The organism is Cyclobacterium sediminis, assembly GCF_054781075.1.
In genome coordinates, this window is record NZ_BAAGVC010000003.1 from 1,182,341 (window position 1) to 1,204,698 (window position 22,358).

At 39.6% G+C, this 22,358-nt stretch carries 19 protein-coding genes; 8 read left to right on the plus strand and 11 right to left on the minus strand.

From position 1 onward, the window contains the following. Positions 1–4: 4 nt before the first annotated feature. The 9 genes from prfB to ACYVHJ_RS07240 all read right to left on the minus strand — a co-directional run bounded on the left by prfB (position 5) and on the right by ACYVHJ_RS07240 (position 9,562). Positions 5–1,109 (minus strand): peptide chain release factor 2 gene (gene prfB, locus ACYVHJ_RS07200; RefSeq protein ID WP_339903477.1). Its coding sequence is split into 2 segments (ribosomal slippage): positions 5–1,048 and positions 1,050–1,109, totalling 1,104 coding nucleotides; the frame shifts between segments, so codons are not numbered across the junction. Between the two features lie 183 nt (positions 1,110–1,292). Then, positions 1,293–1,808 carry a hypothetical protein gene (locus tag ACYVHJ_RS07205; protein WP_460513587.1) on the minus strand — a complete coding sequence of 172 codons (516 nt, stop codon included), beginning with the start codon at positions 1,806–1,808 and terminating at the stop codon, positions 1,293–1,295. 44 nt (positions 1,809–1,852) lie between these two features. Further along, a complete protein-coding gene (locus ACYVHJ_RS07210) occupies positions 1,853–2,920 on the minus strand; it encodes a branched-chain amino acid transaminase (protein ID WP_460513589.1) in 1,068 nt (355 codons plus the stop codon). 6 nt (positions 2,921–2,926) lie between these two features. Then, positions 2,927–3,475: an ATP:cob(I)alamin adenosyltransferase gene (locus ACYVHJ_RS07215; RefSeq protein ID WP_460513591.1), complete on the minus strand. Its 549-nt coding sequence runs from the start codon at positions 3,473–3,475 to the stop codon at positions 2,927–2,929. 21 nt (positions 3,476–3,496) lie between these two features. Then, positions 3,497–4,213 (minus strand): ABC transporter ATP-binding protein, encoded by a 717-nt coding sequence (locus ACYVHJ_RS07220; RefSeq protein ID WP_460513593.1) that lies wholly within the window; start codon positions 4,211–4,213, stop codon positions 3,497–3,499. Positions 4,214–4,291: 78 nt separating this feature from the next. Then, positions 4,292–7,060: a tetratricopeptide repeat protein gene (locus tag ACYVHJ_RS07225; protein ID WP_460513595.1), complete on the minus strand. Its 2,769-nt coding sequence runs from the start codon at positions 7,058–7,060 to the stop codon at positions 4,292–4,294. Next, on the minus strand, positions 7,060–7,347 hold the full coding sequence (gene gatC, locus ACYVHJ_RS07230; RefSeq protein ID WP_460513596.1) for an Asp-tRNA(Asn)/Glu-tRNA(Gln) amidotransferase subunit GatC: 288 nt from the start codon (positions 7,345–7,347) through the stop codon (positions 7,060–7,062). The genes ACYVHJ_RS07225 and gatC overlap by 1 nt, the downstream gene beginning before the upstream one ends. Positions 7,348–7,364: 17 nt before the next feature. Next, positions 7,365–8,099: a lysophospholipid acyltransferase family protein gene (locus tag ACYVHJ_RS07235; RefSeq protein ID WP_460513598.1), complete on the minus strand. Its 735-nt coding sequence runs from the start codon at positions 8,097–8,099 to the stop codon at positions 7,365–7,367. Positions 8,100–8,191: 92 nt separating this feature from the next. Continuing rightward, the gene (locus ACYVHJ_RS07240) at positions 8,192–9,562 is read right to left on the minus strand and encodes an NfeD family protein (protein WP_460513599.1); all 1,371 of its coding nucleotides are present in this window, start codon (positions 9,560–9,562) and stop codon (positions 8,192–8,194) included. Positions 9,563–9,708: 146 nt separating this feature from the next. On the opposite strand from ACYVHJ_RS07240, the gene ACYVHJ_RS07245 reads away from it, so the two are divergent. From ACYVHJ_RS07245 to rpmF, 4 genes are all read left to right on the plus strand, one after another. Next, positions 9,709–10,893: a LysM peptidoglycan-binding domain-containing protein gene (locus ACYVHJ_RS07245; protein ID WP_460513601.1), complete on the plus strand. Its 1,185-nt coding sequence runs from the start codon at positions 9,709–9,711 to the stop codon at positions 10,891–10,893. Positions 10,894–11,069: 176 nt separating this feature from the next. Further along, on the plus strand, positions 11,070–12,089 hold the full coding sequence (gene pdxA / locus ACYVHJ_RS07250) for a PdxA family dehydrogenase (RefSeq protein WP_460513603.1): 1,020 nt from the start codon (positions 11,070–11,072) through the stop codon (positions 12,087–12,089). Between the two features lie 69 nt (positions 12,090–12,158). Continuing rightward, complete coding sequence (locus tag ACYVHJ_RS07255; RefSeq protein WP_460513605.1) at positions 12,159–12,716, plus strand: YceD family protein; 558 nt, start codon at positions 12,159–12,161, stop codon at positions 12,714–12,716. A gap of 17 nt (positions 12,717–12,733) precedes the next feature. Continuing rightward, positions 12,734–12,925: a 50S ribosomal protein L32 gene (rpmF, locus tag ACYVHJ_RS07260; RefSeq protein ID WP_014019078.1), complete on the plus strand. Its 192-nt coding sequence runs from the start codon at positions 12,734–12,736 to the stop codon at positions 12,923–12,925. Positions 12,926–12,981: 56 nt separating this feature from the next. On the opposite strand, the gene ACYVHJ_RS07265 is transcribed toward rpmF, so the two are convergent. Beyond that, a complete protein-coding gene (locus tag ACYVHJ_RS07265) occupies positions 12,982–14,565 on the minus strand; it encodes a hypothetical protein (protein ID WP_460513607.1) in 1,584 nt (527 codons plus the stop codon). 139 nt (positions 14,566–14,704) lie between these two features. Between ACYVHJ_RS07265 and ACYVHJ_RS07270 the strand changes: the two genes are divergently transcribed. The 3 genes from ACYVHJ_RS07270 (at position 14,705) to ACYVHJ_RS07280 (ending at position 18,312) form a co-directional block, all read left to right on the plus strand. Then, complete coding sequence (locus tag ACYVHJ_RS07270) at positions 14,705–15,856, plus strand: 2-isopropylmalate synthase (RefSeq protein ID WP_339902075.1); 1,152 nt, start codon at positions 14,705–14,707, stop codon at positions 15,854–15,856. 161 nt (positions 15,857–16,017) lie between these two features. Beyond that, positions 16,018–17,271, plus strand: a complete 1,254-nt coding sequence (locus tag ACYVHJ_RS07275) for an amidohydrolase/deacetylase family metallohydrolase (protein ID WP_460513610.1) — start codon at positions 16,018–16,020, stop codon at positions 17,269–17,271. A gap of 12 nt (positions 17,272–17,283) precedes the next feature. Beyond that, entirely contained in the window at positions 17,284–18,312 is a 1,029-nt protein-coding gene (locus ACYVHJ_RS07280) for a metallophosphoesterase family protein (RefSeq protein ID WP_460513612.1), read from the plus strand. A gap of 33 nt (positions 18,313–18,345) precedes the next feature. Here ACYVHJ_RS07280 and ACYVHJ_RS07285 read toward each other — a convergent pair whose 3' ends face one another. Beyond that, on the minus strand, positions 18,346–18,696 hold the full coding sequence (locus ACYVHJ_RS07285; protein ID WP_339902078.1) for a Spx/MgsR family RNA polymerase-binding regulatory protein: 351 nt from the start codon (positions 18,694–18,696) through the stop codon (positions 18,346–18,348). A gap of 537 nt (positions 18,697–19,233) precedes the next feature. Between ACYVHJ_RS07285 and ACYVHJ_RS07290 the strand changes: the two genes are divergently transcribed. Continuing rightward, a complete protein-coding gene (locus ACYVHJ_RS07290; protein WP_460513614.1) occupies positions 19,234–22,350 on the plus strand; it encodes a DUF5107 domain-containing protein in 3,117 nt (1,038 codons plus the stop codon). Positions 22,351–22,358 lie beyond the last annotated feature (8 nt).

Consider the following 22,358-nt stretch of genomic DNA (forward strand, 5'->3'; position numbering starts at 1 on the left):
TTTTTTAATCTTCGTCCTTCACTTCTTCTTCACTCTGTGCCAATAGATAAGCCTTAATGAATTCATTCAGCCCACCATCCAGTACCGCTTGCACATCTGATGTTTCATAACCCGTCCGCGCATCTTTCACCAACTTGTACGGATGTAAAACATAGTTTCTGATCTGTGAACCAAAATCTATCCTCATTTTACCGGACTCCACTTTGGCTCTTTCAGCATTTCTTTTTTCCATCTCCAGTTGGTACAAGCGAGATTTCAACATCTGCATGGCCTTTTCCCTATTCGCCAATTGTGAACGTTCAATTTGGCAAACAACTACTATCCCAGTAGGTTTATGGGTGAGCTGCACTTTAGTCTCTACTTTGTTAACATTTTGCCCTCCTGCTCCGCCGGATCGGGAAGTGTGTAACTCTATATCGGATGGATTGATATCAATATTAATGGTATCATCCACCACAGGATAAGCATATACCGAAGCAAAGGAGGTATGTCTCCTTCCACCACTATCAAAAGGTGAAATCCTCACCAATCTGTGCACACCGCTTTCTGATTTTAGGAAACCATAAGCCAAGGGGCCCACAAACTCCAAGGTTGCAGATTTAATCCCGGCAACTTCACCTTCCTGGTGGTCAACTTCTTTTACTTTATAGCCATTTTTCTCTCCCCACATGATGTACATCCGAAGCAAAATTGAAGCCCAGTCATTGCTTTCAGTACCACCGGCACCTGGGTTGATCTCTAGCATCGCACTCAGCTGATCTTCTTCACCACTGAGCATTTTTTTCAATTCCAGATCTTCTACTAATTTGAGATTCTTTTCAAAGTCTGCATCTACTTCCTCGGCAGAAACCTCCCCGGCATTGTAGAACTCAAACAAAACCTCTAAATCCTGAATACCTGTATCAACTGTTTCATACTGGGAGGTCCAGGCCTTTCGGGCCTGAATCTGCTTCATTACTTTTTCGGCCTCTTCCGTATCGTTCCAAAAGTCGGGCTGTGCAGAAACGGCTTCAAACTCTTCTATTTCAGATTTCTTACGATCGTAGTCAAAGATACCTCCTCAAGGCCGTTACTCGGGCCTTCAAATCTTTCAATTGATCTGATGTCATAATGATAAATTTTATTAATTACTTAAAATGCAAAATTGCTTAATTCCTATTAAACAACCAATCTAAAATCAAAATTTACTAGGCAAAGGAAGGCGCTTGAGTATGAAGCCTATGATGTCCAAAACCCTCTATTCTATCAATCTTCACAACAAGAAAATAGTAAAACAGATGCTCCATTGTGCACTACTCCAATTCACTTTTTCTAATCACCATTATTTTTCTCTTCCCTCCTACCTTGAATTTTTTGTACCGAAGTGATTTAAGGATAAACCCCGTACCTATCAGGGCTGCAGCAGTAGTTAAGACGCCGGAACTGTACCGTAAACTTCCATCATCGGCCAAACTATTAATCCCTCCTGCTAGGAGCAATAGTCCTCCTCCGGCAAATGGAATTAAGGTTAAATTGTCCAGCGTTTGGTTTCGCTCATCCTTGTATCTAATGTCTATTGCTTCTATTTGCTTCAGGCTTAACACATTTTCACGCAAGGCGATGTAATCCTTATTAATTTCACGGATAAAATCCCTGATATAATAATCATTACCTTTCTGTAAATAGACAAACTCATCCCCTACTTTATAGGTGATGCGTGATTTCTGATTGGTACCTTTTTGAAGGATCAAATAGTTCTGTGCGAATAAATCGCCCTGAACAAAAATGATAAAACCTATAAGAAGGATCCCTCTATTGAAGAGATACATAGGCAAATTTAAATTCAATGGTCAAAAACTGGCCGGAAGATCAACTAATATTTCTTAATCCAATTGTATTTGTCCTCCACTTTACCATATTTAATATTGTCAAGTGCTTCTAAAATACGAACAGAAAATGCAGTAGGCGCCACTTCTTTCAATTCATAGTCTTTGCCATGAATATTTATTAAGCGGATAAAAGCTACTGTAGCGGCCGTACCCGTTCCGAATGCCTCTTCAAGTTTCCCTGAATTAAGCGCTTCTTCCAATTCTATCACTGTTAAAAACCGCTCTTCAACGGGCATACCCATTTCATGTGCTAAAGTAAGGACACTGTCCCTGGTGATTCCCTTAAGAATGGTTCCGGTGGTGGTTGGAGCGGTAATTAAAACCCCATCTATAACGAACATTACATTCATGGTACCACTCTCCTCTATGTATTGATGGGTCTTACCATCCGTCCATAGGAGTTGATCATAGCCGTCCTTTTGAGCCTTAAGGGCCGGGTAAAGTGATCCGGCATAATTTCCTGCAGCTTTAGCAGCTCCTGTACCCCCTTCGATGGCTCTTGCAAACCTCGTTTCAACTTTTACGGCTACAGGTTTGGCATAGTACTTTCCAACCGGTGATGCAAGAATCATAAATTTATATTTCTTGGAAGGCCTGATTCCTAGGTAATCGTCTGCAGCAAAAATAAAAGGCCTCAGGTATAAGGAACATCCCGCTTGCTTGGGTACCCATTCTCTATCTACTTCAAGTAGGCATCGCATTCCTTCCATAAATATCTCTTTCGGGATCTCCGGAATACACATTCTCTTCGCCGACTCATTCAACCTCTTTTGGTTGGCATCTCCTCGGAATACCAATATTTCCCCTTGCTCATTCCTGTAGGCTTTTAACCCTTCAAAGACAGATTGCCCATAATGCAGGGTCGCATTAGCAGGGTTAACTTGCAAAGGTGCATAAGGTTCGATTCTAAAGTTCTGCCACTTTCCTTCTATATAGTCTGCCACAAACATGTGGTCACTTGTCACCTGTCCAAAAGCTAGCTCATCAAAATTTGTCTTCTCTAATTTTGAGCTTGATCCTTTAGTTATATCTATTTTAAACTGTTTGTCCATATCTTATTATCCACCTGATTTCCAAGTGATTTCATTTACATTTAATTCCTTCGCCAATTGTCTTCCCAATACAAACAAAAAGTCAGAAAGCCTATTCACATATTCCAACAATACTCCATCTACCGGAGAATTTTCTGAAAGCAAAACCATAGATCTCTCCGCTCTTCTGCAAACGGTACGTGCAATATGGGCCAAAGATACCACCGGATGCCCTCCTGGGATTATGAAATTCTTTAGTGGGGGAAGATTTTCCTCCATTTTATCTATTTCTATTTCAATAAATCGAATGTCTTCTTTATTAAAAACAGGCAGTTTCAACCCGGTCTTCTCCGGCTCAGTGGCCAAAATAGCCCCTAAAACGAAAAGACTGTCTTGTACTTTGTAGAGAACCTTACTAATGATATCATTAGCTATATGATCCTTCAATAAACCTATATTTGCATTTAATTCGTCGATGGTGCCATACGCATCAATCCTTAAATGAGATTTATTGACCCTAGTCCCTCCAAAAAGGGATGTCTTTCCTTTATCTCCCGTTTTGGTATAAATTTTCATTGAATTTATTAACTATGGGATTTAAATAATTGTTTTGTCCACCACCGTTGGGTTGGGGTTTCTCTCATCCGACTCTACCAAACCATCCCTTAACCTGATGACCCGATGCGCGTAGTGAGCGATATCATCCTCATGGGTAACCATGATAATCGTATTGCCCTTTTGATGCAAGACATGAAAAAGATCCATGATTTCATAAGATGTCTTACTGTCCAAATTACCCGTAGGTTCATCCGCTAAAATAATACTGGGATCATTTACTAAAGCCCTGGCAATAGCCACCCTTTGTCTTTGTCCCCCGGACAATTCATTGGGTTTGTGATGAATTCTATCATCCAAGCCCACACTTTTAAGAGATAGAAAGGCCTTTTCTTCTCTATCCGTCTTATTGTAACCGGCATAAATTAAAGGCAAAGCTACATTCTCTAAGCAAGTAGCTCTAGGCAATAGATTAAAGGTCTGAAAAACAAAGCCTATCTCTTTGTTTCTGATTTCTGCCAGCTCATCTTCGCTCATGTCACTCACATCTTTGCTATTAAGAATGTATTGGCCTAAGCTAGGAGTATCCAAACAACCTATAATATTCATTAAAGTCGACTTCCCTGAACCTGAGGGACCCATGAAGGCCACATATTCACCCCTGTTTACACTCATGCTTACCGATTTGAGGGCTTTAACTTCTTCGGTTCCCATTTTGTAAACTTTACGTATTTCTTTGGTTTTAATGATTTCTGGCATGGCTCGACATTTTAAATGTGAAGATAGGGTATATTGCTCAAAAACAGGAATTCAGCACCTTAAATTATATTAAAGGAATTATAGGAATTTTAACTGTAATTCAATCAAATCATCTTCCTCTATCCACTCTCCCATTAACTTTAAGTTCGCACTGGCATACTGATCCAATCCAATTATACGACAATATTTAACTAACGTTACCCATAATAGGGGATCTTTATTGAATTGACAGGCTTCTTGTAGCAATTCATACCGCTTTTGGTCATCTTTTATTTGCTTAAGCCCAGCCAAAACCAGAGGGGTTAAATAAGGATTAAATCCTTCATCTATAGAAAAACGCTTATCTTCAGTCCCCAATTCTTTTACTCGATTGAGGTAAACATCCAAGGAAAAATATTGCCCTATGGATTGTTCGTAAACTTTAGCATAGGAAAGCAATTTATTGATCTCTTCCTCCTCAAGCCAATGAGACTTTCTTTCCAATATCTCTTTGGAAAGCCGGCCTTTATTGACTTCATTTTCTAAAGATTCCACCGCAGGCAGAAGATCTTTCCCAAGCATGGTCGAAATTTTGTCTAAACTCCTGTATAATTTCACGGTATCATTGCTCGCAAGCTGACCGGAGGTATCAAAACGCATCCATTTAGGAAAAGTCACATTTTGGGTACCCGAAATAAAAACTGCCTCCTCTTCCATCCCTCCAAAATGCAAAAAGGGTAAATGGGCCGGTGTAAACTTAAGGTATCCTTTTAAGGCTGCTTGCTTCCATTCTATGGCCGCTTTTTCAAAATCGCCAAGATCGGAAAGTAGCCAGCCGGCAAAAGCATGATAATAACCGGCATCATTACTAAATCGAAAGGCCATACCATTTAAATAGGTCAATAATTTATTAATTCTTCCGGTTTTATATTTTAAAATAAGACCTGACTCTTTTAAATTTTGCTCAACATTCAGCGAACTGGTTTCTCGGGCCAACATGGAGTCCAATTCCACCTGAAAATCCGATCCTTTAAAACCTTTCTCGGTACTGGTAAGGTAATTTCTGAGCATCACCCTTCTTATAAGCACGTTGTCAGGCTCCTTTTCAGTCGCATCTATGTCAATTTCCCCAAGCCCATACCCCATATTTTTTGCTGCCAAAAGATTAATGGTATTCTTCAAAGACGATCCAATCTCCTCATCTTCTTCCAAAGGAAGGCCTTGCGCCACCTTTATCCCTACCCTGTTTTGGATATGAACCTCTTCAAACCCTTCCATCCTCGCCAGCGTACTTAAAGCTTTTTGCGGCAGGTTCATTCGATGGTATACCAATGCCAAATTATTTGCCAAGTAAGGATTTCCCGGAAAACGTTTCAAACCTTCTTCCAGACAATAAACCGCCTCATTTGTCCTGGAACGCTTTTCCAGCATTCGGCTAAGCAACAAAATATCCTTTACCTGAGGGTTTTGTTCAAAACTTCGCTCTAAGGTTTTAAGTGCCAAGGTAGGCTGGTTTTGATCAAGGTAAATATTACTCAAAGCAAAAAGTGCCCTGTCATTTGCCCTGTACCTATCAAAAGCATTTTCATAAAGCACTGAAGCTTCTACAGGCCTTTCGGTGGTGTAATAATAATCTGCTGATAGGTGTGTAGAGGAAGTGCTGAATTGTACACCAATTATTCCAGCAGCATAAACCATCAAAATCAAAAATGCGATCGCTCCTCCCAATCTCATATGAAAATAGGGGAAAAAGGGAGGGTTGTACATTATTTTTTCAATCGCAGTACCACTATTGATTATGGCTGAAAAATTTACCCATATATACAAAACAAACATCACACTGAACCCCAACTGACTATAGGCAAACACATGATGTAAAAAATCTAGCATAGGTGTATTACCGGAAATTTCTGCTTTGAACAAGACCAATAGACAAACAGCAAAACCTCCCAAGTAAAACACTTTACCTACCCATGCTTCATTATAGATTTGAGGGAAATATTTTGTTTTATAAAACGAATCGAAATAACCGACAAGCCCTACCAGCACAAGTAAAAGCTGGAATGATGGGAGGTACCATTTATTCCAATCACCGGTTACTCCCAGAAAAACCAAAGCCATCAAAACCAGGTATAAGCTTGAAATAATGGCAAAATGCCAACCAATCTTGATGCCCACATCCCGATTGAGCTTGGCCAGGAACAAATAGGCCCCGGACACAAAAGCATGCCCAATATAAAGCATAAAAGCAGCGGCCATTACCAATGCCATTAGAAATATATTCTCTGAAAATAAATAGGTAGGGGAAACTGCCTGAGAAAAATAAATCAAAACGACCAAGCACAGTAGCCCAAGCCCTATTATCAGTACTACCCTAAAGCCTAAACTTATAATATCATTAAAAAACAAGTGGATGATCGATGCAGGCACCAAAAGGAACAGTAAGCTTATAGCCAAGGCATAATTGGTACCAATCCCCCCGATATTCAAACTATTCACTCCGCTTATGCTCAGAAGCAAGATCAGTAAGCCCGCCCCTATCAAAAATGCTTGGCGTTTTAATAAGGTCAATAAGACGATAAATAGCAACAATAGTAACCAAATACCAAGACCCATCACCTGGATTAACTTGGGAAAAGCTTGAGGAGGCAATGGATCGAATTGATCAAACAAAAGAAAATTTTGAACCTCAAATTCAAGCAATCCCGAAGTAGACTGAAAACTATCTAAAGGAACATTGATTTTCTCTGACAAGGTTAAAAGGCCAATAGGGTCTAAAGTATTTACCCACAGTAAGCCTGCTCCTGCACTTATCAGTACAGCCAAAAAAATATAAAAGAAAGCATTCTGCCAGACCGTCCGGCGCATTACTCCATAACTTTAGGGACACGGAAATAATCCGAATCTCTTTGAGGTGCATTTTTCAATCCTTTCTCATGATCCAAATGAGTGCCTACTACGTCTTTTCTCATGACATTTTCCTCAGAAGACATGGTTATAAGTGGTTCCACCTCACTGGTATCCAACTCATTTAACTTCTCAACCCAATCAAGGATTTGAGTCATGTCTGCGGTCATTTTTTTTGCACTTTTTTCGTCAAACTCAAGTCTGGCCAAGTGTGCTATTTTTTTGAGAGAATCGATATCTAATTTCATGAATTGTCCATTTAAATTTAATTCCGGGCATTGTCTTTATTCAATTGTTCCTGAATGATGGTGAAACACTTTGATTTAATTTCCTTCACTTCATTTGGCCCATAGCCTTTAACGGCAATGGGCTCATGTATGACTACTTTAACAGGTTGATAACGCAATAAAAACTTCCCATCGTCCGGCAAAATTAAGTGATTGTATGATAAAGTGACAGGAATAATTGGAATTTGTTTGTCCAGGGCCAATTTAAACGCTCCATCTTTAAATTTCGCCATGGCTGGAGGAGATTGACTTGAGATTCCTCCTTCAGGAAAAAAAACCACACTGGCCCCTTCATCTAATACTTTTCTAGCCTTTAATATAGACTCTCCCCTACTCTTCATACTGTTTCTATCCACTGCAATATGAAGGTTTTTAAACATGTATCCGAAAAGAGGTACTTTGGCAAGCGAACTTTTTCCAATAAACACAAGATCAAATGGAATCAGCCCTAATACCGGTATATCCAAGTAAGAAAAATGATTGGAAACAAAGATAAACTGGTCACTCTTCTTCAAATGATAGCGATTTTCTATATTTACTTTAAAGAAAAGCATTCCAAAAAACAATTTAGACCAGATCCTGTTCATTTTTCTCCCCTGTCCTTTTTTCCCGGAAATCTCGATCGTATATATAAATATTGGCAGCAATAGCAGAAACGCTGAAATAAAGCCAATGCTTCCATAGATAGAATAAATTCTTCTAATCAATTTCATTCTTGCAAAAAGAGGATTTCATTTCCGAAATTAAGTAAAAATCAAAAAGGCATGGTCCATAAGTATAATTTTTATTTCCCATTTAACCCAAGCTAAGCCTCTACTTTCTTCACTCTCAGAGAGGTGCCTTCTGTGCTTATGACTTTAATTTTTTCACCCTTTTCAATAAACTCACCCCTGGAATAGGCGTCATATTGTTCATCCTCTATAATCACCTTCCCACTTGGCATTAAACGCGTGTAAGACAGGCCTTCCTTCCCTAGCAGTTCTGCACTATAAAAAGAGGAGGTATAACCTTCTGATTTCTGTTGGGTGTCAGCAAGAGATATCCTACTAAAACTCTCCCATTGATTAATTTTGGGCGTTAATGTGATAATCAAAACCGTTGCTACAGTTGCGGCTAGAATCACTGTTAACAAGGCAGAGAACAGCTTCCCGGAGCTTACAAAGGTAAAGTCAAACTGTTCGTTTGGCAGCATGCCCATCGTTAGTCCACCCAAGATGCAAATGATCCCCAAAATGCCGAATACTCCAAAACCGGGCACAACAAAAATCTCAAGGCCCAGCAATATAATTCCCACAATAAAAAGTACCATCTCCCAATTACTGGCAAGACCTGTTAGGTAATAAGGAATAAAATAGAGAACAATGGCAATGGCACTAGCCGCGAGTGGAAAACCAATGCCCGGGGTTTGTATTTCAAAATAAATCCCCGCAAAAATTACCAAAATCAAAAAGCCGCTTACTGCCGGGTTTAAGAAAATGGAGATTATATCCTCTGAAAGAGAGGGCTCATATTCATATATTTCAAAATCTTGATATCCAAATCTTTCCACAATCTCCTCAAGAGAAGCAACTTCCCCTTCACAGAATCCGTTTTGTATGGCTTCAGAAACGGAAAAAGTAATTACTTCCCCCTCTTTTGACACCCCTTCAACTTCCAGGTCTTCATCTACCATGGCCTCCGCAATTTTAGGATCTCTTCCGGTAGCCTCAGCGGTACTTCTCATCATGGAGCGCATATATGACTGGTATTTGTCAGGAGCCGCTTCACCCGTATCTCCCATTACCACCGTAGCAGCACCTATGCTTCCACCCTTAGCCATGTAAATACTATCACAAGCAATAGAGATTAAAGCTCCCGCAGAGGCAGCATCTTTATCTATATAGGACACAATAGGAATTTCGGATTCCAAAAACAGAGTTCTGATTTCATCCGCATCATTAACGGCGCCACCATAAGTATCCATGTGCACAATAATCAGGGCCGCGTTTTTACGCGCTGCATCTTCCATGGCCATCCTCACCTTTCTATTCATCCTGGGATCTATGTTATCCATCATTTCAAACACATATACCGTTTGTAAAGAATCATCGGCACTTTGCTCCGACTGGGCTTGCAGGGATGGATTTACAATAAAATTGACGATTACATAGAAGGCAAGACTAAAAAAGAGTTTCATTTTAAATACCGGTTTAATATTTCTGTTTGAATATACCAATAAAAATGATCATCGCCCCTATTGATATAAAATGGAGTTGCAATTGATAAAATAAATATCAAATTTGCATGATTATTAGAAATTTATTGTAAAAAACCGTTAGTAAAATGAAGTGCTGGATATTGATTTTAGGGATGATAGGCTTAGCTATTCCATCCAAAGGAGCATTACTTGTGGGATCAGATTCTGTAGGAATAGAAAAGATAGAAGGAAAGTCCTATATTATTCACCAAGTAGATCCACAAGAGACTTTATTTGGAATTTCGCGGCGGTACAACACTCCCGTAAGTGATATTGTCCAAAACAATGATTCTTTAAAAGATGGGCTTAAAATCGGCCAACGCATTAGGGTACCATTTATTGAACCAACAATGATTCCTGAAGGGGCAAAAGTCCATCATGTAACGCCCGGTGAAACACTCTTTTCGATCGCCAAATCTTATAATATTAGTATGGACCAATTGATGGCTTCAAATGGACTAAAAGGCACAGACTTGAGTGTGGGACAGGCCCTAATTATAGAAGGAGTAAAAGAAAAAGTAAGGTCAGAAAAGGAACAGCCCGTAAGCCAAAAGCAACAACCCGTAGCCCCTAAAAAGGTAGAGGAGACGGCTGAAATCGTCAATCAAACGGTTGCTGTTACCACCGAAAAACCAGCTGCTAAAAAGAAACAACCAAAAAATAAACCAGAGAAGCCTGTTGCTCCCAAAGTTGAAACTCCGACAACCTCCACAGCTTCCCCTTCCGTCTCCACTACAGGCAATTGGATTTCACATAAAGTAATTCAGGGTGAAACTTTATTTGCCATCGCAAAAAAATACGATGCCAATGTTGCCGACATTATAAAATGGAATGGCTTATCTTCTAACAATCTATCGGTTGGTCAAACCCTTAAAGTGGGGCGAGAAACCAACGCCAACATTCCTGTTACCCAATTACCCGGAAACACCAAAACTACATCAGAACCTACAAACTCCAAAACAGCTGTGGAAAGCCCTACAAATAATGTGAGCACCTCCACGGCTTTCAAAAATGTAAGTGAAAGCGGTCAAGCTGAAGTGATAGAAGGCACAGGAAACCATAAAAAATTTCTGGTCCTGCACAGAAACGCACCGGTTGGAACCATCATGAGAATAAGAAATGAAGAAAATGATGTGACCATATTCGCTAGAGTAGTTGGCGTTTTACCGGAAACAGGAGACAACAACAAATTATTAATCAAGCTATCTAAAGCCGCTTTTGATCAATTGAAAGCAGTTAATTCTCGATTTAGGGTTGAAGTTTCCTATTAATTTTTACTTGTATATTCTAAAGTAAACCCTGAAATTTACTTTATCAGAAAACCCAAGGATATGGTCTAGGCATTCAAAGACCAAAAGCAAGCTCAGATTGGGTAAAGAATCATAAATTATAACAAGCGATTGAATCATTCTCAAAAGTCAGTCGTTTAGCCATATACAGAAAGGCCATGAATATAAAAAAGAATAAACCCGTAATCGGAATTAGCATAGGCGACATCAATGGAATCGGAGCAGAGGTCACCATGAAAGCGTTGCTTGACAATCGACTCCAGAAAATGATTACTCCGGTAATCTATGGTCATGGCAAGGCGCTAACCTATTACAGAAGGGCCTTAGACATGAATGATTTTAATTTTATTCAAGTCAAGAGTATAGAAGAAGTACACCATAGAAAAATCAATGTGATCAATGTGGTTCAGGAATCTCCCGAAGTGATGCCGGGAGTAGAGACCAGAGATGCCGGAAGCATGGCACTTGCGGCCATTGATCGGGCCATTGTAGATTTAAAATCCGGTCACTTGGATGCTTTGGTTACAGCGCCACTCAATAAAAACAATATTAATAGCACAGAAACTCCCTTTGTGGGCCATACAGAATACTTAACAGATGCCTTCGATTCTAAAGAAAGCATGATGTTTATGGTTTCGGAAGACATGCGAATTGGCCTGGTTACCGGACATCTCCCCTTGCGAGAGGTAGCTGATGCAGTGACAGGTCCGGCCATTAAGGCTAAGTTAAAAATCATGCTCCGTTCCCTCAAGGAAAATTTTGGGGTTTTAAAACCAAAAATCGCCGTTCTGGGCTTGAATCCACATGCGGGAGAGGACGGTCTTCTAGGAAGCGAAGAGATGGAAATCATCCAACCTGTTGTAAAAAGCTTTAAGGAAGAAGGGGACCTGGTTTTTGGCCCCTATCCTTCGGACGGTTTCTTTGGAATGATCCATCAGAAAAAGTTTGATGGTGTATTGGCCATGTACCATGACCAGGGTTTAATTCCCTTCAAAACCATTTGTTTTGATTCAGGAGTGAATTTCACTGCAGGCTTACCAATAATTAGGACAAGTCCTGACCATGGAACAGCCTATAATATTGCCGGAAAAAACAATGCTAACCCGGGCTCAATGCGGTCTGCCATATTCTTGGCACACGATATGGTCAAACAAAAAGAAAACTTAACTGCTACTTAATGAAATTATTAAGGGGTAGATTTTATTAATCAGAAATATTTTTCTAAATTTGCGGTCTTAATTCAGAAAATGAAATTCATAAGGAAATTCGATATTGACATTATTCGGCTGAAGGAAGGGAGGCACAATTTCAATTTCGAAATTGATTCTGAATTCCTGGATCATTTTGAAAACAGTCGAGAGATAGTAAATGATGTGGCCATTAAGGCAAGCATAGAACTTGACAAAAGGATCAACCTGATTGAGGTTGTATTCCATTTAAAAGGGAAGGTAAACATCACTTGCGACAGAAGTCTTGAGGATTTTGATTATCCTTTGGACTTGTCACATAAGATCTTGTACAAATACGGTCAAGAAGAAAAAGAAATCAGTGATGAAATCTTCTTTATCACGGCCGACACCCAAAGCATCAACGTAATGCAATTGATCTATGAGTTTATTTTGCTAGGTATTCCTGCAAAGAAAATTCATCCGGATCATTTGACAGAAGAAGATGAAGATGATGAGGATGAAGGTGACGGTTGGATCGTTTATGAAGCAGGAGAAAATAATTTATCAGAAGAACAAATAAAAGACGACCAAAACCCGTTTTGGAAAGCTTTAAAGAATTTAAAAAATAAAGAATAAGCTAAAATTACATAGATATGGCACATCCTAAAAGGAAAATTTCCAAAACCAGAAGAGATAAAAGAAGGACACATTATAAATTAAATGCACCTGGTTTGGCTAAGTGCCCTACCACTGGTGAGTTTCATTTACCACACAGAGCCTTTTGGCTAGATGGTAAGCTGTACTACAAAGGTCAGGTAATCATGGAAAAAGAGGTAACTGTATAATTTACCCTTTAAAATCTTGTAAAGCTGCCTGATCTATTCAAGATCAGGCAGCTTTTTTATAGACCATTGTCTACCATCCTACTTTTTTCCCGCTTGACTTTCTCAGAGAATTTTTGCTGAATGATATCCTGTACAGGTCTGTTCTCAATTTTACTCTCCAACCAAGAGATAATATCCAGATAAAGAAAAGCCCTCTTCTCGAAAGGGTGGTTTTCATAAGCGATTAACTTATTTCTCAATTGAATAAAGGCCCCCTTGAGTTCATGGTCATAGATCCTGCTAAGGTTTCTAATGAAATGCATCATTTCCTTTTGTACCTGATGCAAATCATCCATTTTAATCAAGAAACGGTAAACATTTCTGATTTGCCCATCCAATTTTTCATCAATTCCGGCTTCATAGCTAGCAATCAGTTTCAAGATATGAGCAAAACATTGCAAGTCCTCCCTCAGGCCAATTTGGCTATTTTGGATGACTTGATCTAAATAAAGAATTGCTCTTTCATTGTCTCCACTACCAAAATAGAGGCAGGCGATTTTATAGTGCAGCACCATTAAATGGTGCACATCAAGCTTTCTTTTGATTGGAGAAATATCTCTTAATAAATCAGGCACAATTTCTTCCACCCCTTTGGTAAAATCCCCCTTTAAAAAATAAAAGTTAATTAGATTGGAATAAAGGTAGAGAAATGACAATATCTTACTATTGCCATCAAACAAAAAATCCTCTTGCTGCAAACCATTTCTAAATTCACCTAGAACCTGGGCAAAACGCTCGTAGTACCCCATATAAAACAGGGTATCCAATAAATAATGGTACGCCTTAAGGTAACTACCAGTTGCCACCTTGATCATTTGTGGAGCTGCCTCAAAAAGATCTACCCAGTGCTGGGCAGCTCGATAACAAACCGGAAAATCTTGAATGATATGGTAATACCAAACCTGGGCTTGAAACAAATACATTTTTTCATAAAAACCCAAACTTTGAAAGTCATATACCGGCATGTTTTCCTTATAAAACTTCTCCAGCATCTCCCTTCCCTCCTTGTCTTTAATATAACCGGTTTTCAAATATATCCCGTACAATTGTAATGAGAGGCTTGAAAACCGATTTTTGAGATCCACCTTATCGGCCAAATGAGCCGCTTCATGGCTGAGGATATCAGCCCTATTTTCAATACTCCTAGTTATGTGTTGAGATTCTATCACCTTCTCCATCTCCACCACTCGTAGCATGATGGTATTGAGGCCATACATACTTGCCACCTGCTTGGCCTTATCCAGAGTTTTCAAACTTTGCATGTATAGGCCTTTGTTGTATAGAATTCTCCCAAAATCTATTTGCTCATTCAATTGAAGCTCAATATTCCGATCCGCATACAAAAGCCTCAAAGAGGTTAGCACTTGTTTGTACAAATGTGCCTTCATATTGGACAATTGCTTCTTACTTACAGGTGTCTTTTCCAGCAATTGCCGCTCATTGTACACCTCCATTTTGTCCAATACATCAAACAGCCTAATAAACTTAGCTCCTTCATTTGATGCCAGCCGCTTTGCAAAGAGTTTGAAATTCCTTTTTTCTGAGGGGGATAGGCTATTTATTAAGTCAAATAAAAAATCTTTTTTATTATTGGATATCATATTTTTAAACTACTTAAACACCTGATTTTCTGATCATAATGTTACTTTATATCTCATTAGACGTCGGACATATAAAGTTAATCGAATTTATTCGCTAATTGTAAGGTTCTACTTTAGATTTTATAAAAATATTATAACTATGGATGAGAATCACGTATTGATCTTTGACACAACCCTTCGCGATGGGGAGCAGGTACCCGGATGTAAATTAAACACCCCTCAAAAAATAGAAATTGCCCAACAACTGGAGGCTCTAGGTGTAGATGTGATCGAAGCAGGATTCCCCATTTCTAGCCCTGGGGATTTTAATTCCGTTATTGAAATTTCAAAAAACATAACGGAGCCAATTGTTTGTGGCCTATCCAGAGGAGTAAAAAAAGACATAGAGGTGGCTGCTGAAGCATTAAGGTTTGCTAAGCGCCCAAGAATACATACTGGAATAGGAACTTCCGATTACCACATCAAGCACAAGTTCAACAGTAATAGAGATAATATTCTACAAAGGGCTTCAGATGCAGTTGCATATGCCAAATCCTTTGTAGAGGATGTGGAGTTTTATGCTGAGGATGCAGGCAGAACAGACAATGAATACCTTGCCAGAGTTTGTGAGGCAGTCATTAAAGCAGGTGCCACTGTGCTAAACATTCCTGATACTACAGGCTACTGTTTGCCTGATGAATATGGCGCAAAAATAAAATACCTGACAGATAATGTAAGGGGTATTGAAAATGTGATTATTTCAGCACACTGTCACAATGACCTGGGATTGGCTACTGCCAACTCTATTGCCGCCATCACCAATGGAGCGAGACAGATTGAATGTACTGTTAACGGAATAGGTGAGCGGGCCGGAAACACCTCTCTGGAGGAAGTGGCCATGATCATGAAACAGCATCCTAGACTTAATGTTACCAACAATATAAATTCTAAGCTGCTTAACCCCATTAGTCGACTTGTAGCTGAAAAAATGGGTATGATGGTGCAGCCTAACAAAGCAATTGTAGGCTCAAATGCTTTTGCCCATTCTTCCGGCATCCACCAAGATGGTGTTATCAAGAATAGGGAGACCTACGAAATTATTGACCCCTTGGAAGTTGGTGTAGATGAATCCATGATTGTGCTTACAGCAAGGTCCGGAAGGGCAGCTTTAGCATACAGGGCACATAAAGTTGGCCATTCACTTACAAAACTTGAATTAGACAAAGTTTACGACGTCTTTCTTAAACATGCGGACATGAAGAAAGAAATATTGGATGAGGATATTCATCAAATTATCGCAGAAGCTGTTTAAAGGGAAGAAAAAGGCTTATATTAAAGGAAACGGAAGGTACAAACTTTCCGTTTTTTTTGTTTATACCACCTACCGATCAACAAATTTCACTTGCTACTCAAAAGCCTAAAGGCTAAATTATCCCCATAAATTGAATAACAACTAACACCACTATTTTGAAAATGAACAACTTTATAAAATTCACCTTTACTATTGCCTTATTGGCCATATGCTCCTTACAGGTTATGGGACAAGAATACGATCTTTTGATCAAAGGTGGCCATGTAATCGATGCTAAAAACAATATTGATGAACCCATGGACATTGCCATTACGGGTGATAAAATTGCCTTGGTTCAAAAATCAATAGATGAAGACCTTGCAAGTGAAGTAATTGATGCTACCGGTATGATTGTAAGCCCGGGTTTAATCGATATCCACACGCACAATTTCTATGGTCTGGATCCAAGAGGGCAGTACAGCAATGGCTACAGCGCCATTCATCCTGACGGGTTTACTTTACCATATGGGGTAACTACCGTGGTAGACGCTGGAGGTTCAGGATGGAGAAACTTTATACAATTCAAAGAACAAGTTATTGATAGGGTAAGGACCAGAGTTTTTGCCATGCTCAACATTGTGGGACATGGGATGAAAGGCGCACTTTATGAACAAAACCTGGACGACATGGATCCAAAAATGGCCGCTTTGGTAGCCAAGCAACATCCTGATTATATTGTGGGGTTTAAAGTAGCCCACTATGCCGGACATCAATGGCAACAAATAGACCGTTTGGTAAAAGCAGGAGAGTTAGCTGATATTCCTGTAATGGTCGATTTTGGAGGAGCCAACCCTCCACTTTCCCTCGAAACCCTTTTTATGGAAAAGTTAAGACCGGGAGATATTTACACACATATTTACGGGGGTGGCGGATTTGGCAGAGAAGCTTTGGTGGATCCTGCCGGAAGATTAAGACCTTTCATTAAAGCTGCTCAAGAAAGAGGCATTATCTACGATGTGGGACATGGTGGCTCAAGTTTTGCCTTTAAACATGCGATCCCCTCAATGCAACAAGGCATAAAACCCAATACCATAAGTACGGATGCACACATGAGCAGTATCATGAGTGGAATGAAAAACATGACCAATGTGATGTCCAAATTTCTTAATATGGGCATGAATATGCAGGAAATTATTGCAGCTTCTACATGGAAACCTGCACAGGTAATCAAGCATACCGAATTAGGACATTTAAGTGAAGGGGCTATAGCTGACATCGCTATCCTTAATGTATTGGAAGGGAATTTTGGCTTTACTGAAAAGACAGGTGTTGGCAAAATGATGGGAAAATACAAGATAGAAAATGAGCTAACCATCCAGTCTGGAAAAGTAGTGTGGGATTTGAATGGCCTCACTGCTCCTTTGTGGGATGAGTAAAACATTAACCTTATGAAAAGAAGACATTTCTTCCAGAATGCAGGGGTAATATCGGCGGGATTAGCCTTAGGCTTAAACGAGGAATTAAACGCTGCACAACCTAAAGCTGACTTTAAAAAACATCCTTTTATTGTTGGTGTAAATGGGCATAAAATAAATTTTAACGTACATGATCTTGGCCAAAAAGTCAAGATCATGCATGTTACCGACACACACCTGTTTAAAGACGACCAAAGAGGCGAAAAGTACCAACAATACAGTGGGAGAATGGCAAAAGCCTACAATAAAACCCATCATTTCCTTACTGGAGAATCTACCCATCCCGAAGAAGCTTTTGAAGCAACCCTAAAAATAGCAAAAGAGGTAAAAGCTGATGCCATCACACTCACCGGTGACTTGTTTAGCTTCCCTTCTGAGGCAGCAATTGAATGGGCATTTGAGCGCCTTGAAAAAACAGGAATTCCTTATTTCTATTCAAGTGGCAACCACGACTGGCACTATGAAGGCATGGAAGGAAGCCTTCACGAATTGAGGGAAACCTGGATAAATAAGCGGTTACTCCCACTCTACAAGGGCAGAAACCCGCTAATGTATTCAGCAGAAATAAAAGGGATCAATCTGGTAAATATTGACAACAGTTATTACGAAATCCTACCGGAACAACTGGAATTTTATAAAGCTGAGGCCAAAAAAGGGCTACCCATGCTTTTAATGATGCACATCCCACTATACGCTCCCGGAAGAACCTTGGGATACGGATGTGGTCATCCCGATTACAATGCAAAGAACGACAGAAACTTTAAAATTGAAAGGAGACAACGCTGGCCGGAAGAAGGTCATACTGAGACCACCATGGCCTTTCATAAAGAAGTGTTCAACACCAAGAATCTACTAGGCGTATTTGCAGGTCATATCCACAAGCAAACCATAGATTGGGCCAGAGGAATTCCTCAATTCCTTACCAGCCCAAATGCCTCCGGTGGTTATTTGGAAGTAGATTTCTTGCCTATGGAGAAAAAGGATGAGACTAAATTTTCTTAAGTAAGCCTTTTAGCCATGTCCTTTTAGCATTTATTAGTATTTTGAACGTATCAAATCTTCATCAAATCCTGCCTGCATACTTCCATCTTCAAACACCAAAATAGGTCGTTTAATCATACTGCTTTTTTCTTGGAGTATGGGGATGGCAGTATCTATTTTATCCAAAGCTGACTTTGTTTCATCATCAAGCTTTCTATAGGTAGTACCTCTTCGGTTGACCACAGTATCTAAGCCAAGCTTATCAATAAAACTTTCCAAAAGTGCCTGATCAGGCTTTTGCTTTTTATAATCAGTAAACTCATATCCCTCTTCCATTGTATCAAAAAGAGAAAAAGTTTTCTTCATCGTATTACAATTTTTAATCCCATATATTTTTACTGCCATCTCACTTGATATTTTAGTCAACACAACAACTTTTTTCGCTTTGCTTTTGGCATATTAATTGCCATTTTAATTAATAGTAAAAATTGCAAAACTTTATTAAAGACAAGCGAACGGACATAAAAAGTTCCGAAATCCAAGAATTTTAATCGATTCAAATGCAAATAGATTTGAGAAATATTTTTCAAAACACATCATTAATTGATTTGATGCGTTAAAACAATATCACCACTGAAATTGTTGAATGTAAAAAGCCAACTAGTATTAATTACCATTCAACATAAGAGGAGCCTAGCGCTCCTCTTTTTTTAGATATACACAAAATACCCCTTATCAAAAAATTATTGATTTCTAGCTCGGAATATCTAAATTTTACTCTAATACCATAAAGTGAATTTCTTACTTGGCTCTTAATCCTGATAAATTACAGAACACTTATGTGGTAAAAACCTTGAAATAAGCTTACCTCTAAGATCCGGTTAATTGCTTATATTATAACCGAAATCCATGAAACTACCCTAATCAAACACCTTATTGTATATGAATTTAAAAGTAGCAGTTCTCTTGACACTAATGCTAACCACAGTAAAACTTGGTTTAGCACAGGAAGTGCAGATTTCTCAACAACCAACCGTTTTTGAGACCTATCCATTTTCGGATCCCAACCCTGTACCCTCACTTGCCTACAGGCCCAATATTTACCCCTATTTTAATTTCGAAGGTTATAGTACCAAATCGAAAAAAAAAGAATGGGACCTTATCACCATGGAAAATGATTATCTAAAAATCACAGTCATGCCTCAAATCGGTGGGCGCATTTGGGGTGCCATAGAAAAATCAACCGGTGAAGATTTTATCTATGAAAATGAAGTAGTCAAATTCCGAAATATTGCCATGCGGGGCCCATGGACGTCAGGTGGTATAGAATTTAATTTTGGCATCATCGGTCATTCTCCGGCCACCGCTAGCCCTGTCGACTATGTGTATTATGAGAATGAAGACGGTAGTATTACCTGCGTGGTGGGCACAATTGATCTTCCTTCCAGAACGCAGTGGAGAGTCAAAATCAATCTACCTAAGGACAAAGCCTATTTTGAAACAGAAGGCATCTGGTACAATCCTGAACCACTTAGACAACCCTATTATAACTGGATGACCGCAGCCGCTCATGTTGCAGAAGACCAAGAGTTTTATTACCCGGGCCATGTTGCCTTGCAACACAGTGGAGAGGCTAAAGAATGGCCGATTCAAGACGGAATAGCCATTAACCATTACAAGAACAATAATTTCGGCGGGGCCAAATCCCAACACATTGCCGGCTCATTTTTAAATCATTTTGGTGGATATTTTCATAACAAAGGAATTGGTTTTGGACATTTTTCCTCATACGATGACAGTCCCGGAAAAAAACTTTGGCTGTGGGCCTTGTCTAGAAATGGCGGAATTTGGGAAGACCTTTTAACGGACAACGATGGCCAATACATGGAGTTTCAAGCCGGAAGGATGTTGAATCAATTTTCACCATCAAAAAGCGTAGAAACACCGCTCACTAAAGCAGGTTTTGCCCCTTATACACTTGATCAATGGTCCAATTACTGGTTTCCGGTAAAAGAAATTGGTGGCATAAGTGATGTTTCAAAAACTGGTGTAGTACATGTGAAACAATCCGAAAACTTGATCAGCCTAGGGTTCAACCCATTCCAAAAGGTGGATGGTGAACTGGAAATCTTTATCAATGGAAAGCAGGAACAAACAGTGGCTGTTCAGGCCCTACCCATGGAGGCAATCAACCATGAAATAAAATATGATCAGCCGGTCAAAGAACTAGAGGTAATTTATGCAGGTGAACAGCTGTATAAATGGACCGAAAAAGACGAGATGAAACTGTCTCGGCCGTTTGATAAAACCAATGCTCCACAACTATCCGAAAACCAAAAACTGTACTTTGAAGCCAGGCAGTATTATTACAGCAGGCATTATGACAAAGCAGAGATCGCCTATAAAAAATTACTTGAAAATGATCCTGGACATCTACAGGCAAGGATAGATTATGCCGAACTACTTTTGCGCTACACAGCGTATGAGGAGGCATTAGACAATATTTATAAAGCATTGGCTACCGACTATTTTGACCATCAGGCAAACTTTGTTGCCGGTAGCATTTATAATGCAATGGGACAAACCAATCAGGCCCTTGAGGCTTTCGGTTGGGCCGCCCGATCTATGGAATTCCGATCTTCTGCTTATGCCATCATGTCGGAGATTTATTTGGCAGATGGGCAACTCAATCAGGCTGTAGATTTTGCCAACAAAGCCCTTAAGAACAACACAAGCAATATCATGGCCCTACAGGTTTTGGCTGTCAGCCAAAGGCTAAAAGGAGAAAAAGCACAGGCATTAAAAACCCTGGATCAGCTTTGGGAAATTGATCCGCTCAACCATTTCATTCGCTTTGAGCATTACCTCCTTGACAAGGATCAATCCTCCCTGGAAAAATTCAAAGCAATGATAAAAAATGAAATGCCTTTTCAAAGCTATATGGAATTGGCTACTGTGTACAATAAGTACAAGCAAAAAGAAATCGCGATTCAAGTGCTAGAAAACAGCCCCAAACACCCACTGGTGAATTTGTGGTTGGCCTATCTGGATCCTGCCCAAAAGGATGCACAATTGAATCAGATGATCGCTCAGCCCTCAGCATTTGTACTGCCATTCCGGAAAGAAACATTACCTATACTTAAGTGGGCAAAGTCTGAAATTTCTTCTTGGAAGGTGGATTATTACCTTGCCCTTAACCTAATGGCTTTGGGACAAGAAGAAGAGGGATATCAGTTGCTTGAAGCAATTGGACAATCTGCAGATGAAGCTACTTTTTATCTAAGCAGGGCTTTATTATTGAATCAACAAGGGGATGAAAAGAAACAAGAAGACCTGGAAAAAGCCCTGTCCATGGATCAATCACAATGGAGAACATGGTTTCAACTCACCAAGCATTTTGCTAATAAGGGGGCAAACCAGGAGGCATTGACATTGGTAAAAGAAGCAGTAAAAGCTTTTCCGGGAAATTATGTATTGGAAATGGAGTACATCCAATTACTAAACAAGGCCGGCCAATACAAAACGGCGATGAAATTACTGGATAAAATTGAGGTATTACCGCATGAAGGTGCCGGTGGCGGAAGAACCCTTTATGAAAGCGTTTACCTTAATGCAACCTTGCAGGACATCAAGGCCAAGAGATGGAATGCTGCTTTGACTAAAATAGAAAAATCCAGGCTTTGGCCTGAAAATCTAGGTGTAGGTAAACCCTATAACCCCAAAGAGATCTTGCAGGACTACCTTACAGCAATGGTTTACAAAGCGAGAAATGAGCAAGGTAAATCCCGTGATTACCTAGAGGCTGTGATTGCACAGGCAGATAAGGTCAATATCAATAGCCAAGAGCAGGCTCTTGTATTTTTGGCCTTGAAAAATAACGGACAAAAAGAAGCTGCAGCTGAGTTGATGGAAAAAATCAAAAAAGAAGGCAAAGCAGCTTCAGTAGCAAAAATTGAACAACTTATAGATTACGCTGAAAATAGTGATGCGGCCACAATAGACCTTAAGGAAGAAAATGGAATCGTCAAACAGATTATTGAAGTCGGTCAATCTTTGTAAAAAAAGAA

Excerpts from the sequence above, each read along its gene's own strand:
- ACYVHJ_RS07205 (WP_460513587.1), bottom strand. The coding sequence starts at position 1,808 with ATGTATCTCTTCAATAGAGGGATCCTTCTTATAGGTTTTATCATTTTT.
- ACYVHJ_RS07210 (WP_460513589.1), bottom strand. The coding sequence starts at position 2,920 with ATGGACAAACAGTTTAAAATAGATATAACTAAAGGATCAAGCTCAAAA.
- ACYVHJ_RS07215 (WP_460513591.1), bottom strand. The coding sequence starts at position 3,475 with ATGAAAATTTATACCAAAACGGGAGATAAAGGAAAGACATCCCTTTTT.
- ACYVHJ_RS07220 (WP_460513593.1), bottom strand. The coding sequence starts at position 4,213 with ATGCCAGAAATCATTAAAACCAAAGAAATACGTAAAGTTTACAAAATG.
- ACYVHJ_RS07225 (WP_460513595.1), bottom strand. The coding sequence starts at position 7,060 with ATGCGCCGGACGGTCTGGCAGAATGCTTTCTTTTATATTTTTTTGGCT.
- gatC (WP_460513596.1), bottom strand. The coding sequence starts at position 7,347 with ATGAAATTAGATATCGATTCTCTCAAAAAAATAGCACACTTGGCCAGA.
- ACYVHJ_RS07235 (WP_460513598.1), bottom strand. The coding sequence starts at position 8,099 with ATGAAATTGATTAGAAGAATTTATTCTATCTATGGAAGCATTGGCTTT.
- ACYVHJ_RS07240 (WP_460513599.1), bottom strand. The coding sequence starts at position 9,562 with ATGAAACTCTTTTTTAGTCTTGCCTTCTATGTAATCGTCAATTTTATT.
- ACYVHJ_RS07245 (WP_460513601.1), top strand. The coding sequence starts at position 9,709 with ATGAAGTGCTGGATATTGATTTTAGGGATGATAGGCTTAGCTATTCCA.
- pdxA (WP_460513603.1), top strand. The coding sequence starts at position 11,070 with ATGAATATAAAAAAGAATAAACCCGTAATCGGAATTAGCATAGGCGAC.
- ACYVHJ_RS07255 (WP_460513605.1), top strand. The coding sequence starts at position 12,159 with ATGAAATTCATAAGGAAATTCGATATTGACATTATTCGGCTGAAGGAA.
- rpmF (WP_014019078.1), top strand. The coding sequence starts at position 12,734 with ATGGCACATCCTAAAAGGAAAATTTCCAAAACCAGAAGAGATAAAAGA.
- ACYVHJ_RS07265 (WP_460513607.1), bottom strand. The coding sequence starts at position 14,565 with ATGATATCCAATAATAAAAAAGATTTTTTATTTGACTTAATAAATAGC.
- ACYVHJ_RS07270 (WP_339902075.1), top strand. The coding sequence starts at position 14,705 with ATGGATGAGAATCACGTATTGATCTTTGACACAACCCTTCGCGATGGG.
- ACYVHJ_RS07275 (WP_460513610.1), top strand. The coding sequence starts at position 16,018 with ATGAACAACTTTATAAAATTCACCTTTACTATTGCCTTATTGGCCATA.
- ACYVHJ_RS07280 (WP_460513612.1), top strand. The coding sequence starts at position 17,284 with ATGAAAAGAAGACATTTCTTCCAGAATGCAGGGGTAATATCGGCGGGA.
- ACYVHJ_RS07285 (WP_339902078.1), bottom strand. The coding sequence starts at position 18,696 with ATGGCAGTAAAAATATATGGGATTAAAAATTGTAATACGATGAAGAAA.
- ACYVHJ_RS07290 (WP_460513614.1), top strand. The coding sequence starts at position 19,234 with ATGAATTTAAAAGTAGCAGTTCTCTTGACACTAATGCTAACCACAGTA.